This window comes from Streptomyces sp. NPDC044571, from assembly GCF_040647115.1.
GTDB lineage: Bacteria > Actinomycetota > Actinomycetes > Streptomycetales > Streptomycetaceae > Streptomyces.
Genome location: NZ_JBEZBN010000003.1, coordinates 177805 through 191428, shown reverse-complemented (window position 1 = coordinate 191428; position 13624 = coordinate 177805). Strand labels below are relative to the sequence as shown.

The window sequence follows — 13624 nt, the reverse complement described above, 5'->3', positions numbered from 1 at the left end:
CCGCCAACGGCCACCCCGCTTGGGCGTCCGGTCCGGAAGCAACGGCTCGATCCGCGCCCACTGCGCATCAGTCAACGGCACACCCGGACCAACGATCAACTGATCCAAACGAAACTGCCTAGCCGGGCCATAAGTAGCGTGTGACCGGTGAGCACGGACTTTCAGAAGGCGCGGGCCGCGCTCGGGGCCAGGCTTCGGGACCTGCGGGTCTCGGGCCCTGCGGGTCGGCTCACCGGTACACAGCTGGCGGAGCTGCTCGGCTGGACGCACTCCAAGGTCTACAAACTGGAGAACGGGCGGCAGACCGCGACGGCCGACGACCTGCGGGCCTGGGCGGAAGCGACCGGCAGCCCGGATGTCGCCGATGAACTGCATGCGCGGCTCAAGGGCTTCGAATCCCACATCCGCTCGTGGCGCCGCCAACTGGCCTCCGGACATCGCCCGGTGCAGGACGCGATCACCGCCGAGCACGCCCGTACCACCACCTTGCGCATCTGGGAGAACTGCCTCGTCGCGGGCATGCTCCAGACCGCCGACTACGCCCGGGCCGTTTTCACCCGGCACGCCGAACTCATGCAGTCGCCCCGGGACACCGAGGACGCGGTGCGCGCGCGGGTACGTCGCCAGGAAGCGCTGTACGACTCCGGTAAGCGGCACCAGATCATGATGTGGGAGGGGGCGCTGCACGCCCTGGTGTGTCCCCCGTCGGTCCTCGCGGCGCAGCTCGACAGGCTGCTGAGCGTCATCGGCCTCGACACGGTCGAGCTGGGCATCATTCCGTTCTCGAACCCTTTGAAGATCCACCCGGGCAACGGTTTCTGGATCTACGACGAGCGGCTCGTGGTCGTGGAGGACTGGCATGCGGAGCTGTGGCTCGATGACGCCGACAGCATCGCAACCTACGACCGGGCCTGGAACGCGCTCCGCGCGTCCGCCGTCCACGGGGCCGACGCCCAGCGGGTGATCAGTGCCGCGCGCCGGGCGCTGTGACCGTAGCGTCGCGTCCTGTCACGGTGGCGTGGGTCTCGGATGGTGCGACAAAGCGGCCTCCGCCGCCACCGGTAGAATCGACAAAACAGCCACCCTCTTCCGCCGGAAGGCCGCCCCCGTGCCAGAAGCACCCTCCGCCGCCCACGACAGCGCCGCCCCGGACACGGTTCTCGTCGTCGACTTCGGCGCCCAGTACGCCCAGCTCATCGCCCGCCGCGTCCGCGAGGCACGGGTCTACAGCGAGATCGTGCCCAGCACGATGCCCGTGGCCGAGATGCTGGCCAAGGACCCCAAGGCGATCATCCTCTCCGGCGGCCCGTCCTCCGTCTACGAAGAGGGCGCCCCGCAGCTCGACCGCGCGATCTTCGAGGCCGGCGTCCCCGTCTTCGGCATGTGCTACGGCTTCCAGCTGATGGCGACGGCCCTCGGCGGCACCGTCGACAACACCGGTGCCCGCGAGTACGGCCGTACGCCGCTCGCCGTCTCCAAGTCGGGCTCCACCCTCTTCGAGGGCACCCCCGAGAACCAGTCGGTGTGGATGTCGCATGGCGACGCCTGCTCCGCCGCCCCGGAGGGCTTCACCGTCACCGCGTCGACGAACGTCGTCCCGGTCGCGGCCTTCGAGAACGACGAGAAGAAGCTGTACGGCGTGCAGTACCACCCCGAGGTGATGCACTCCACGCACGGCCAGCAGGTGCTGGAGCACTTCCTCTACCGCGGCGCCGGCCTGGCCCCGACCTGGACCACCGGCAACATCGTCGAGGAGCAGATCGAGGCCATCCGCCAGCAGGTCGGCGACAAGCGCGCCATCTGCGGCCTCTCCGGCGGCGTGGACTCCGCGGTCGCCGCGGCCCTCGTACAGAAGGCCATCGGCCCGCAGCTGACCTGCGTGTACGTGGACCACGGCCTGATGCGCAAGGGCGAGACCGAGCAGGTCGAGAAGGACTTCGTCGCCGCGACCGGCGTGCAGCTGAAGGTCGTCGACGCGCAGGAGCGCTTCCTGAACGCGCTCGCCGGCGTCTCCGACCCCGAGACCAAGCGGAAGATCATCGGCCGCGAGTTCATCCGCGTCTTCGAGCAGGCCCAGGCCGAGATCATCGCCGAGGCCGAGGGCGGCCCGGACGTGGCCTTCCTGGTGCAGGGCACCCTCTACCCGGACGTCGTCGAGTCCGGCGGCGGCACCGGCACCGCGAACATCAAGTCCCACCACAACGTGGGCGGCCTCCCCGAGGACATCGAGTTCGAGCTCATCGAGCCGCTGCGCCAGCTGTTCAAGGACGAGGTCCGGATGGTCGGCCAAGAGCTCGGCCTCCCGGACGAGATCGTCCAGCGCCAGCCCTTCCCGGGCCCCGGCCTCGGCATCCGCATCGTCGGCGAGGTCACCAAGGAGCGCCTGGACCTGCTGCGCGAGGCCGACGCCATCGCCCGCCACGAGCTCACCGCGGCCGGCCTGGACCGCGAGATCTGGCAGTGCCCGGTCGTGCTCCTCGCAGACGTCCGCAGCGTCGGCGTGCAGGGCGACGGCCGCACCTACGGCCACCCGATCGTGCTGCGCCCGGTGTCCTCCGAGGACGCGATGACGGCGGACTGGACGCGCATGCCGTACGAGGTGCTCGCGCGGATCTCCACCCGCATCACCAACGAGGTCAAGGACGTCAACCGCGTGGTCCTGGACTGCACGAGCAAGCCCCCGGGCACCATCGAGTGGGAGTAGGACTCCCCGCTCACCGCAGCTGACGAAGCCGCCGCTCCCGGGCAGGGGAGCGGCGGCTTCGCCGCGTGTATGGCCACTTCGGGCGCGCGCCGGTACCTTGCGCCGCGACCGAAGGAGGGATCATGGCCGAGCGACCCGCACCCGTGCCCGTGGAGCGGCTGGGTTTCGAGCTGCCGCCGGTGCACGAGGACCCCGCCGAGGAGCGCGCGTACCGCAAGGAGCGCCTCGCGCTGGCGCTGCGGCTGCTGGGTCGGCTGGGGTACGAGGACGGGGTGGACGGGCACGTCAGCGCCCGCGACCCGGAGTTCGAGGACTGCTACTGGGTGAACCCCTTCGGGCAGCCCTTCGGCGCCCTGGCCGCCGAGGACCTGCTCCTGGTCGACGGGGACGGGCGGGTGCTGCACGGAGAGCGGCGGGTCAACGGGCTCGCCTTCGCCGTGCACGCGGCCGTGCACCGGGCCCGCCCCCGGGCGGTGGCCGTGGTGCGCACGTACGGCCCCTACGGCCGGGCACTGGCCGCGCTCGGCGAGCTGCTCGCCCCGGTCAGCCCGCAGGCCTGCGCCTTCTACGAGGACCACGCCCTCCTGGACGGGTACGCCGCAGCCGAGGACGCCGACCGGATCGCCCGGGCGCTCGGCCCGTACAAGGCGCTGGTCCTGCGCCACCACGGGCTGCTGACCGTCGGGGACTCGGTGGACGCGGCCGCCTGGTGGTTCGTCGCGGCGGAGCGCGCCGCGCAGGTGCAGCTGATCGCTCGGGCCGCAGGGAAGCCGGCGCTGATCGACCACCGCGGGGCGGCCGCCGCGCGGGAGCGGTTCGGGACCGATCTCGCCGCGTGGGTCAACTACCAGCCGCTGTCCCGGCAGGTGGCGTCAACATCATGAACCGTTAATCACCTGCTCTGACATCGTGCGCAATCCGGAGCACTGCCCCAGTGGTGCACAATTCGCTGGCATCGCACCGAAGTTCAGAGAGGCGGCACGCACGTGGCTGTCCAAGAGATGTCCCGAAGCACCCACGGCGGCTCCTGCACCTGCGACGACTGCCCGCACGGCGCACAGGAGGGGCACCGGCGCGCGGTCGCCGCGTTCCTGGAGAAGCGGGACGAGTTCGCCGCCGGGCAGGGGCTGCCGGCCGCTGTGGCCCGCTCCGCGGGCGCGTCCCGGCAGTGGGTCTCCGACGAGCTGACCCTGTCGGCCCGTACGGTGGCCGACCGGGGCAGGGAGGCCGGCAACTCCTGGCTGTACCTGTTCTCGCGACGGGCCGTCCTCGCCGTGTGGATCGCCGCCGGGATGCTGCTGCTGGTGCAGGTCGGCACCGCGCTCGGCACCGGCTGGTCCACCACCCGCACCGCCGGGCTGCTGGCCGCGGTGGTCCTGGCCGTGCTGCTGACCGTCGCCGCCCGGGCCCAGTCGCTGCGCGGCGGGCTGCTGGCGCCGCTGGTGGGGGAGGACAACCGGCTGTCCACCTCGAAGGCGGTGCCGAGCGCCTGGGTGGTGCTGACCGCGTTCGCCGCGCTGCTGCCCGCGCTGCGGCTGGCCGCCTCCTCGCCGGGCCCGGAGCGGCAGGCGCTGTACGCGGGGCTCTCGCTCGGGCGGGCGCTGCCGCTGCTGGCGGTGGTCGCGCTGACCTCGGCGGTGGCGGTCCTGGTGCGCCGGGTGGTGGCCGTCCGGATCATGGCCCAGCGGTTGCAGAAGCTGCCCGCGGACCGGCCGCGCGGGGTGGACCTGCTGACGGACGATGCGGGCCGGGGAAGCTTCCCCGACGCACAGTACGTGCTGGTCTCCACCGTGGTGCTGGCCTTCGCGGCGGTGTCCCTGGCCCGCTTCCCCGACCGGCTGCCGCGGCTGCCGTGGGCGCTGGCCCTGCTGGTGGCCCTGTCGGCGGCCGTGTACCTGGCGGCGAAGTTCGCGGAGGTGACCCGTCCGCTGGTGCTGTCGGTGGTCCGCAGACGCGAGCCCGGCGATCTGGACGCGGCGATCCGGCCGGGGGACGACATCGAGATCCGGGGCGTGGGGTTCGTACCGCCGGGCGCGCAGACGCCGGAGATGCTGGCCCGGCTCGTGGTCCGCATCGGCGCGGTGCACGTGCACGTGCCGCTGGTCCCGGTGGCGGGCGGATTCACCAACCCCTCCGACGCGGTGCTGACGGTGCCGGTCCCGGCGGAAGTGGAACCGGGGCGCATCGAGATCCAGGTGGTCACCGCTGCCGGGGTGGAATCCAACCGCTGCACCATCGACGTGGCCGAGTGAACGGGGTACACATGGGGCGTGAACCGAACAGATGTGTCCGCCGGTGACGTCGGCGACGTCCCCCGCGGCCCTGCCCATGCCGCCCGCGGAGCCACTCCCGGGCTGCGGGAACGGGCCGCCCGGTACGCGCTGCTGCCGCTGCGGGTCTTCCTCGGCGTGACGTTCGTCTACGCGGGTCTGGACAAGCTGACCGACTCCGGGTTCCTGTCCGCTTCCGGCAACGGCTCGATCGGCGAGCTGATGCGCGGCGTGCGCGACACCTCCGCCGTCCCCGTCCTCGTGGACTGGGCCCTGCTCTCTCCCGTCGGCTTCGCCGTGCTGCTGGCCATCGGGGAGATCGCGGTGGGCCTGGGGGTGCTGGTGGGCCTGCTGACCCGGGTCGCGGCCACCGGAGGGGCGCTGATCTCGCTCAGCCTGTGGCTCACGGTGTCCTGGCAGGTGTCCCCGTACTACTACGGCAACGACCTGGCCTACCTGATGGCGTGGATCCCGCTGATCCTGGCCGGGGCGCCCTATCTGTCGCTGGACTCGCTGATCCGGTCGCGCCGGTCGCGGCGCACGGCGTAGGTCACCATCCCCACCAGGGCCGAGAGGGCCAGCCCGCCCGCCGCCATCGGGACGACCAGGAACCAGGGCAGGTCCGCCTCGCCGGTCGCGTCGAGCAGGTAGAGCACGCCCGCGGCCAGCAGGACCAGGCCTGCCAGGAGCCGTCCCGGCTGGAACTCATGACGCCGCACGGGCCACCTCCACCTGTCCCACACCCGCGCTCAGGTGCAGCTCGATCGTGCCGCCGGCCTCGGTGCCGGGCAGCGGCTTGAGGGTCTGCTGCTGGGTTTCGCCGTCGCTCTTGATGCGTACGTCCTGGCTGCTGTCCCCGGGCATCCGGATGTCGCCCAGCTCGACCGAGACGTCGGCCTGCGCGGTGACCTCCCGCGGCACCACCACCTTGAGCCGGCCCGCCTCGATCGTCGCGCGGACCGTCAGCGTGGTGCCCTTGGGCACGTCCAGCCGGCTCAGGTCCAGCGTGGCGAGCCCGGTGCCCGAGGAGTACACCGGCCGTACGTCGGCCACCGCGGCCGGCCGCCACCGCACGTCGTGCCAGTCGGTGCCGATCTCGCGGGGCAGCGCGGACGCCACCGCCAGCAGCCCGGCGGTGAGCAGGGCCAGCAGGACGGTGCCGAAGCCGGTGCGGCCCTTGACCGAGCTGACCGCAAGACCGAGACCGAAGACGGCCAGCGCCGAGGCCAGACCGATCTGCAGGGCGTACGAGAGGGTGCTGCCCTGCCACACCGAGGCGCAGGCGACGCCCCCGCCCAGCACGGCCAGGACGAACACCCGGCCGCCGATGCCGCCGCGCGGCGCGCGGGCCGCGGCGGCTGCCGGCGCCGCCCGGCCCCGGCCGCCGCCGCCCGCGGTGTCCGCCGCGACCGCGTCGGCCGAGTCGTCCGGCCCCCACAGGTAGCCGCTGGACCCGACCGGCCCGGTGGTGCCGTCCTTGACCAGCGGATCACGCCACCAGGACGGGCCGGCGACGGTGGGCGGAGCCTGGGTCTCCGGCGGGGCCGGGCGGTGCGCGGCCTGGGGTTCCGCCTCGGGGGGCCCGGCGTGGCGGCGGCGCTGCGACCAGTACGCGGCCCCGCCGAGCGCCAGGACCACCAGCACGGAGAACGCCGCGAGCCCGCCGTTGTCCAGCATCGACAGGAACAGCGCGCAGCCCACCAGGGCCGCGAAGACCGCGGCCAGGGTGGCACCCTCGACCCGGCCGGTCAGCAGCTTCTTCGCCTCGCTGTCCTCCTCGCCGTCCACCGGCAGCAGCAGCCACGCGAACCCGTAGAAGATCAGCCCCACCCCGCCGGTGACCGCGAGGACACCGAGCACGATCCGGAAGATCACCGGGTCCAGGTCGAAGTACCGGCCGAGGCCGCCGCACACACCTGCGAGGACCTTGTCGCGCTTGCTGCGGCGCAGGGGCGGGCGCTCGGCGGTCCGCTCGACGACGGGCGCGGCGGGCGCGGCGGCAGCCCCGGCAGCCGGGTCGCCCGGCGAGGAGTCGTGCGTGGTCATGGGTCCATGGTGACGGGCCGCCACGCCCCGCGGCACCCGGCCCGACCCTGGTGCAACCCTGATATCCCCCCGGTCGAACTGGGGGGATGCCCTGATGCCCGGGGCCCCGCCACGTGTGACCATCGGTGCCATGCCCGCAGCCGCCGCCCTCCGCACCCCGCACCCCCCCGAGTCCGACGACGTCCCCGTGCGCAGGCTCTACCGCAGCGCCGACGGCCGGATGCTCGGCGGAGTCGCGCGCGGACTCGCCGGGCACCTGGGACTGCCGGTCGTCTGGGTCCGGCTCGCCTTCCTCGGCCTGTTCCTGTGGGGCGACGGGCTCGGCGTGCTGCTGTACGCCGCGTTCTGGGTCTTCGTACCGCTCGGGGTGGGCGGCCGCACCGCGCACCGCCCCTTCTTCGAGACCCTCCCCGACGGCAGCCGGCGCCTGCGCAAACCCGAGAAGGGGCAGATCACCGCGCTCGTCGCCCTGTGCATCGGCGCGGGGATCTTCGTCTCCAAGGTCCAGGTCGGCGGCACGTCCGGCCGCTACGTGTGGCCGACGCTGCTGGTCGGCGCCGGTGTGGTCCTCGTATGGCGGCAGGCCGACAATGCCCGCCGCGCCCACTGGGGCGAGGTCGCCGGGCGCAACCGGCGCTGGCTGCAACTGGCCCGGGGCCTCGCCGGCGTCGCGCTGGTCGGGGTGGGGCTGACCGTCTTCCTCGTCGTACGGGGCTCGGCCGCGCAGCTCGGGAACGTGCTGACCGCCACCCTCGCCGTGCTCGTCGGCGTCGCCCTGCTCGCCGGACCCTGGCTGATCCGGATGACCCAGGACCTCTCCGAGGAACGCCTGATGCGCATCCGCGCCCAGGAGCGCGCCGAGGTCGCCGCCCACGTCCACGACTCGGTGCTGCACACCCTCACCCTGATCCAGCGCAATGCGGAGGACGTGGGCGAGGTACGCCGTCTCGCGCGGGCCCAGGAGCGCGAGCTGCGCAACTGGCTCTACAAGCCCGAGGGCACCGGCAAGGACGAGGCCGAGGAACCGGCCACCCTCGCCGAGGCGGTGAAGAAGACCGCGGCCGAGGTGGAGGACCACCACGGGGTCCCGATCGAGGTCGTCGTCGTCGGCGACTGCCCGCTCGACGAGAAGCTGGGCGCACAGATCCAGGCCGCGCGCGAGGCGATGGTCAACGCCGCCAAGTACGGTGGCGAGGCAGGGGCGGTGCAGGTGTACGCCGAGGTGGAGGGACAGACGGTGTTCGTGTCCGTACGGGACCACGGGCCGGGCTTCGACATCGACGCGGTACCGGACGACCGCATGGGCGTACGAGAATCGATCATCGGCCGGATGCAGCGCAACGGCGGAACCGCAGTGCTGCGGCCCGCACCCGACGGCGGCACGGTGGTCGAGCTGGAGATGGAGAGGGCGGCGAAGGCAGCATGACCGAAGAGACCGGTACCGGGGCAGGGGCGGCGACCAGGCACGCGCGGGTGGTGCTCGTCGACGACCACCGGATGTTCCGCACGGGCGTCCAGGCCGAGATCGGCGACACGGCCCGGACCGGCGTCGAGGTCGTCGGGGAGGCCGCCGACGTCGACCAGGCCGTCACCGTCATCACCGCCACGCGGCCCGAAGTGGTCCTCCTCGACGTGCACCTGCCCGGCGGCGGCGGGGTCGAGGTGCTGCGGCGCTGCGCCCCGCTGATGACGGGGGAGCAGCCGGTGCGCTTCCTGGCCCTGTCGGTGTCGGACGCCGCCGAGGACGTCATCGGCGTCATCCGCGGCGGCGCCCGGGGCTACGTCACCAAGACCATCACCGGGACCGACCTGGTGGACTCGGTCTTCCGCGTGCAGGACGGGGACGCGGTGTTCTCGCCGCGGCTGGCGGGCTTCGTGCTCGACGCGTTCGCCTCGACCGACGCGCCGCCGGTCGACGAGGACCTGGACCGCCTCACGCAGCGCGAGCGCGAGGTGCTGCGGCTGATCGCGCGCGGGTACGCGTACAAAGAGATCGCCAAGCAGCTGTTCATCTCCGTGAAGACAGTCGAATCCCACGTCTCGGCCGTGCTGCGCAAGCTCCAGCTGTCGAACCGGCACGAGCTGACCCGCTGGGCGACGGCGCGCCGCCTGGTCTGAGACCGTGGGGTCCGAGCCCGTGTGATCCACGCCGCAGCGGGCGGGGGCAACCGGAGGGGGCCGCGCCGCCCTCTTGGGTGGCGTGATGAGCTTGACGGGGACCCCCCTCTTCGCGACGGCGATCGCCCTCACGGCGATCGCCGTCGTCCTGCCGCTGGCCGTGTGGAGCAAGGTGCGCGGCCCCGCCGTCGTACGCGTCGCGACGCGCGCGTCGATGCTGGTCTTCGCCCAGGCCACCGCCATCGCCCTGGTCTTCCTCGGACTCAACCGGGACATGAACTTCTACGCCGGCTGGGGCGACCTCTTCGGGACCGGCTCGTACGTCACGGCCGCCCCCGACCTCGGCCCGGACGGGCTCGGCGGCAAGAAGGCCGAGCAGGTCAAAGAGGCCCCGAAGGTGGTCCAGCACTTCGAGCCCGTGGAAGGCCTCGGCGGCCGGGTCAAGAAGACCGAGCTCGACGGCAAGATCTCGGGGGTCAAGGGCGACGTCATGGTGTGGCTGCCGCCGCAGTACGACGACCCGGCCTACAAGGACAAGAAGTTCCCCGTCGTCGAGCTGATCCCGGGGATACCCGGAACGGGCAAGTCCTGGTTCCAGGGGCTCAAGGCGCACGAGGTGCTGGAGCCGCTGATGAAGAGCGGCAAGGTGCAGCCGTTCATCCTGGTCTCGCCGCGCGCCATGCTGCTCGGCAACGCCGACACCGGCTGCGCCAACCTCACCGGCAAGGTCAACGCCGACAGCTGGTTCAGCGTCGACGTCCGCAAGATGGTCACCGACAACTTCCGCACCTCCGGAGAGGCCCGCACCTGGGGCGTGGCCGGCTACTCGGCCGGCGCGTACTGCGCCGCCAAGCTGGCGATCCTGCACCCCGACCGCTACAGCGCGGCCGTCTCGCTGTCCGGCTACAACGACCCCGGCCAGGAGCCCAGCTCGCTGGTGGCCCAGGACCCGGAGCTGCGCCGCACCCACAACCTGAAGGCCCTGCTGAAGGCGGCGCCCACGCCGCCGCCGGTCGCGCTGTGGATGTCGGGAGCCGAACAGGACGGCTACCTGTCCGGCACCGACCTCAAGGCACTCGCGCAGAGCCCGACGGTGGTGCACGCCGAGAAGGTCGCCGGCGGCCACAACCTCGACTCGTGGTCGAAGCAGCTGCCGCAGACCTTCGGGTGGTTGAGCACGCAAGTGAAAATGCCGTAGCCGGAGGGAACCCGCCGACTGGCAGGGGTGGCGGCGATCGGTGACGATGGAGTTGTCCCGTGAAGTCATGCCGTTTGTGTGGTGAGCCGTCACCGGCCGCCGGGACGGAGAGACATGTCGGGTGCCGTCATCATCGTCATCGTCATCGCCCTCGTGTGGATCATCTGGTTGTGGTGGGCGTCCCGTCGCCATAAGCCCGAGAGCCGCCCCCTGGTCGTCGAGGAGAACATTCCGGCGTTCCAGGTCGTGGCACTGGGGCTGCAGGGCTCCGGCAAGACCCTGCTGCTGGCGAGCATGTACCACCGGCTCCAGACACCGGCAGGCCAGAGCTACTTCCTCACCGCGTCGCACGAAGACGTCCTGCAACTCAACCAGTGGTTCAGCCAGATGGCGGACACCGCGTCGGCGGACAGCTGGCCGCCCGGAACGACGAAAGGTGAATCACGGCATTTTTCGTTCATCGCCAAAACGCGTACGCCCGAAGGATTTCGCCCCATCCTTGAGCTGAAGTACCTGGAGTACGCGGGAGAACTCCTCACCGAGCCGCAGGCTCCCGGATCGACCGTCCAGCAAGACCTGTTCGAGCACATCCACGGGGCCGACGCGCTGCTCGGGATCATCGACGGCAACCACATCCGGCAGCATCTGGACGGTGTTCCCACGGGTCTGATGCGTCTGGAGCAGACCCTGGACGCCCTGGTGCCGGCCATGATCGAGGCGACCTGCCCGGTCAGCTTCGTCATCACCAAATGGGACCTGCTGACGGGTTTGCACCCCGACGAGAGCACCCGGTTGGAGCTCGTGCACGACCTGTTGACGTCCAACGACCACTTCCGGTCGCTGGTGAAGATCCACGGCTCCACCCGGGTGGTCCGCCTCATCCCCGTCAGCGCGCTGGGTCCGGGATTCGCGACGGTCGACTCCACCGGAAGGATCGTCAAAGTCCCTCACGGGACGCTGCACCCCACCCGCGTGGACGTTCCGCTGTCGGCCGTGGTGCCCGACCTGTTCGACCAGGTCGAAGCCCGACTCGACCGGGAGGCCCGCTCGGCCTTCTACGACGAGGTGCGCCAACGCAGCCGGCTGACCCCGATGGAGGCGATCGCCTCCATGGGCACCTTCGCCGGCAAGGCGGCGGGCCAGGCCGTGGTCGCGGCGTTCGGCCCCTCCGCGGCCACACTGACGGGGAACGCCCTGATGAGCCTCTTCCTCGACTCCCACCGAAGGGCGCGCCAGCAGTCGCACGACCGGCTCGACCAGGAGCTGAGCCAGGCCGAGCAGAGCATCGAAGCCCTTCGAGAAGCGCGGCGGCGGGTCATCGAGGACATGCGCCGCAAAGTCGCGGTCCTGGAAGACCAGTTGCCCCACTCCAGGCTGTCCTGACATGGCCGGCCCCTCATCCCCCCGGCGGGGGTGGCCGTTCCTCGTCGCCCGTGGCCGCTACCACGGCTACCGGACCCTGCTCGCCCCCGACGTCCTGCTCGCCGCGCGCGACTACGGAGTGCTGGACGATTCCCTGGTACCGAGCACGGTGGAGGACCAGGCACAGGTCATGCAGGTGGTCACCGCAGGCGGACGCCCGCTCACCGTCGTGCACGCTACGCACCGGGTCACCGCGGCCGACGTCGCGGAGCCGGGAACCGAAGCCCTCGACCGGCCACCACGCGACGAGTACGGCCGCCCCCTCGCCTTGATGTACGGGTACGTCTGCGAGGGCGGCGGGGACGTCGCACCGCAACAGGCTGATCTGGCCTTCTGCCGGGAGACCGCGCTCGGCGTCTACCGGCGGTTCCTCGGGGACGAGGAGGGCTTCGCGGTCGAGCCCGGGCCGGCGTTTCCCCTGCGATCGGCCGTAGCCGTGAGCCCGGGCGTCGGGGGGGAAGGCCCCCGGCACGCGCCGACCCGGTCCACCCGGTTCGGGCCCCCTCCGGGCAGGCGGTTGATCGCCGCTGCGATCCTGGCGGCCGTCGTGATCCTGGTCTACGTGGTGTGGGCCGTCATCACTCCGCCGCCGCCACCGGGGCCCACCCCCACGCCGACTCCGACTTCCACATCCACGACGCCGGAGCCACAGCACTCCTGTCCCTCGCCCGACGTCTTCCTGCCCACCTGTCCCCCCGGCCCGTACGACCCGTACGGCGGCTACGGCGACCCGTACGGCGGCTACGGCGACCGGGACGAGCGCGGCGACCACGGCGAGCGCGGCGACTGAGCCGGGACTACGCAGGGCGGGACGCGCCCGCCCAGGGCATGGAGTCGATCGGGGCCACCCGGACAGTCGAGCCGGGGCGGGGGGCGTGGATCATCTGGCCGTTGCCGATGTACAGGCCGACGTGGGTGACACCGGAATAGAAGAACACCAGGTCACCGGGGGCGAGCTGATCGCGGGAGACCCGGTGGCCCGCGTTGATCTGGGTGTAGGTGGTGCGGGGCAGCGAGACCCCGGCCGAGCGCCAGGCCGCCTGGGTCAGGCCCGAGCAGTCGAAGGAGCCCGGTCCCGTCGCGCCCCACACGTACGGCTTGCCGATCGCCCCGTACGCGAAGGCCACCGCACGGGCGGCGCGCGAGCTGTCGGCAGGCGGGGCCGGGGTCGCGGCGTGCGGGCCCGCGGGGGTGGCGGCCGGGGCCGGCCCCGCGGTCCGGGCCTCGTACGCGGCGCGCTCCTCGGCCGTGAGCCGGGCCAGCAGCCGCTTGGCGGTGCTCAGCTTGCCCTCGATGACGGCTTTGGCCTCGGCGATCTCGCGCTCGCGGGTGCGGAGCTCGGCGAGCCGCCCGGCGGCCTTGTCGCGCAGCTGCCCGACCTCGTCGAGCCGGCGGCGTACGGCGGAGACCTCGGCGGCGTTGCGGTCCCCGGCCCGGGTGAGGAACGAGGCCCGGTCGAGGTAGTCCTGCGGATCGTCGGACGTCGCCAGCTGTACGGCCGGGCCCAGGCCCCCGCTGCGGTACTGGGTCGCGGCCAGCGAGCCGAGGGCGCTGCGAGCGCTGTTGAGCCGGTCGGCCTTGCGGGCCGTCTCGTCGCGCAGGGCGTCCAGCGCGCGCTGCGCCTCGTCGGCCTTCTCCTTCGCCCCGTTGTACCGCTCGGTCGCGGCCTCGGCCTCCTCGTAGAGCCGGTCGACCTCCGCCTTGACCTGGGAGGGGGTCTGCTGCGGGTCGGCCTGCGAGGTGCCTTCGAACGCGGTGGCGGTGGCAGCGCCCGCGAGGGCGAGGGTGGCGGCGGTCCGTACGGTGCCGCCGGAGAGCGGGCGCTGCCTGGGCTTTCGGTGACTGGCCACGAGGGCCTCACGTCCT

General features: G+C 72.3%; 13 protein-coding genes. 10 read left to right on the top strand and 3 right to left on the bottom strand.

All coding sequences use genetic code 11. The features are described 5' to 3' along the window. Positions 1-147: 147 nt before the first annotated feature. The 5 genes from AB0B01_RS03080 (at position 148) to AB0B01_RS03060 (ending at position 5523) form a co-directional block, all read left to right on the top strand. Complete coding sequence (locus AB0B01_RS03080; RefSeq protein ID WP_361712247.1) at positions 148-990, top strand: helix-turn-helix transcriptional regulator; 843 nt, start codon at positions 148-150, stop codon at positions 988-990. Positions 991-1108: 118 nt separating this feature from the next. After that, complete coding sequence (gene guaA, locus AB0B01_RS03075) at positions 1109-2704, top strand: glutamine-hydrolyzing GMP synthase (RefSeq protein WP_361712245.1); 1596 nt, start codon at positions 1109-1111, stop codon at positions 2702-2704. A gap of 122 nt (positions 2705-2826) precedes the next feature. Next, a complete protein-coding gene (locus AB0B01_RS03070; protein ID WP_361712243.1) occupies positions 2827-3588 on the top strand; it encodes a class II aldolase/adducin family protein in 762 nt (253 codons plus the stop codon). Between the two features lie 102 nt (positions 3589-3690). After that, on the top strand, positions 3691-4956 hold the full coding sequence (locus AB0B01_RS03065) for a hypothetical protein (RefSeq protein ID WP_361712241.1): 1266 nt from the start codon (positions 3691-3693) through the stop codon (positions 4954-4956). Positions 4957-5058: 102 nt separating this feature from the next. Further along, the gene (locus tag AB0B01_RS03060; RefSeq protein ID WP_361712280.1) at positions 5059-5523 is read left to right on the top strand and encodes a DoxX family membrane protein; all 465 of its coding nucleotides are present in this window, start codon (positions 5059-5061) and stop codon (positions 5521-5523) included. Here AB0B01_RS03060 and AB0B01_RS03055 read toward each other — a convergent pair. Beyond that, on the bottom strand, positions 5469-5693 hold the full coding sequence (locus AB0B01_RS03055; RefSeq protein ID WP_361712239.1) for a hypothetical protein: 225 nt from the start codon (positions 5691-5693) through the stop codon (positions 5469-5471). The genes AB0B01_RS03060 and AB0B01_RS03055 overlap by 55 nt on opposite strands. Further along, positions 5680-7020, bottom strand: coding sequence for a PspC domain-containing protein (locus AB0B01_RS03050; RefSeq protein ID WP_361712237.1), 1341 nt, complete (start codon positions 7018-7020; stop codon positions 5680-5682). The genes AB0B01_RS03055 and AB0B01_RS03050 overlap by 14 nt, the downstream gene beginning before the upstream one ends. A gap of 130 nt (positions 7021-7150) precedes the next feature. Here AB0B01_RS03050 and AB0B01_RS03045 point away from each other — a divergent pair, with 130 nt between their 5' ends. From AB0B01_RS03045 to AB0B01_RS03025, 5 genes are all read left to right on the top strand, one after another. Then, complete coding sequence (locus AB0B01_RS03045) at positions 7151-8446, top strand: PspC domain-containing protein (protein WP_361712235.1); 1296 nt, start codon at positions 7151-7153, stop codon at positions 8444-8446. After that, on the top strand, positions 8443-9138 hold the full coding sequence (locus AB0B01_RS03040) for a response regulator transcription factor (RefSeq protein WP_361712233.1): 696 nt from the start codon (positions 8443-8445) through the stop codon (positions 9136-9138). The genes AB0B01_RS03045 and AB0B01_RS03040 overlap by 4 nt, the downstream gene beginning before the upstream one ends. Before the next feature lie 85 nt (positions 9139-9223). Continuing rightward, positions 9224-10336: an alpha/beta hydrolase-fold protein gene (locus AB0B01_RS03035; protein WP_361712231.1), complete on the top strand. Its 1113-nt coding sequence runs from the start codon at positions 9224-9226 to the stop codon at positions 10334-10336. Between the two features lie 114 nt (positions 10337-10450). Further along, a complete protein-coding gene (locus AB0B01_RS03030) occupies positions 10451-11719 on the top strand; it encodes a hypothetical protein (RefSeq protein ID WP_361712229.1) in 1269 nt (422 codons plus the stop codon). A gap of 1 nt (position 11720) precedes the next feature. Further along, entirely contained in the window at positions 11721-12548 is an 828-nt protein-coding gene (locus AB0B01_RS03025) for a hypothetical protein (RefSeq protein WP_361712227.1), read from the top strand. Between the two features lie 7 nt (positions 12549-12555). Here AB0B01_RS03025 and AB0B01_RS03020 read toward each other — a convergent pair whose 3' ends face one another. Next, on the bottom strand, positions 12556-13608 hold the full coding sequence (locus AB0B01_RS03020; protein WP_361712225.1) for an NlpC/P60 family protein: 1053 nt from the start codon (positions 13606-13608) through the stop codon (positions 12556-12558). Between the last annotated feature and the right edge of the window lie 16 nt (positions 13609-13624).

Coding starts and splice junctions, on each gene's coding strand:
- AB0B01_RS03070 (WP_361712243.1), top strand. CDS start 2,827: ATGGCCGAGCGACCCGCACCCGTGCCCGTGGAGCGGCTGGGTTTCGAG.
- AB0B01_RS03050 (WP_361712237.1), bottom strand. CDS start 7,020: ATGACCACGCACGACTCCTCGCCGGGCGACCCGGCTGCCGGGGCTGCC.
- AB0B01_RS03045 (WP_361712235.1), top strand. CDS start 7,151: ATGCCCGCAGCCGCCGCCCTCCGCACCCCGCACCCCCCCGAGTCCGAC.
- AB0B01_RS03040 (WP_361712233.1), top strand. CDS start 8,443: ATGACCGAAGAGACCGGTACCGGGGCAGGGGCGGCGACCAGGCACGCG.
- AB0B01_RS03035 (WP_361712231.1), top strand. CDS start 9,224: ATGAGCTTGACGGGGACCCCCCTCTTCGCGACGGCGATCGCCCTCACG.
- AB0B01_RS03030 (WP_361712229.1), top strand. CDS start 10,451: ATGTCGGGTGCCGTCATCATCGTCATCGTCATCGCCCTCGTGTGGATC.
- AB0B01_RS03025 (WP_361712227.1), top strand. CDS start 11,721: ATGGCCGGCCCCTCATCCCCCCGGCGGGGGTGGCCGTTCCTCGTCGCC.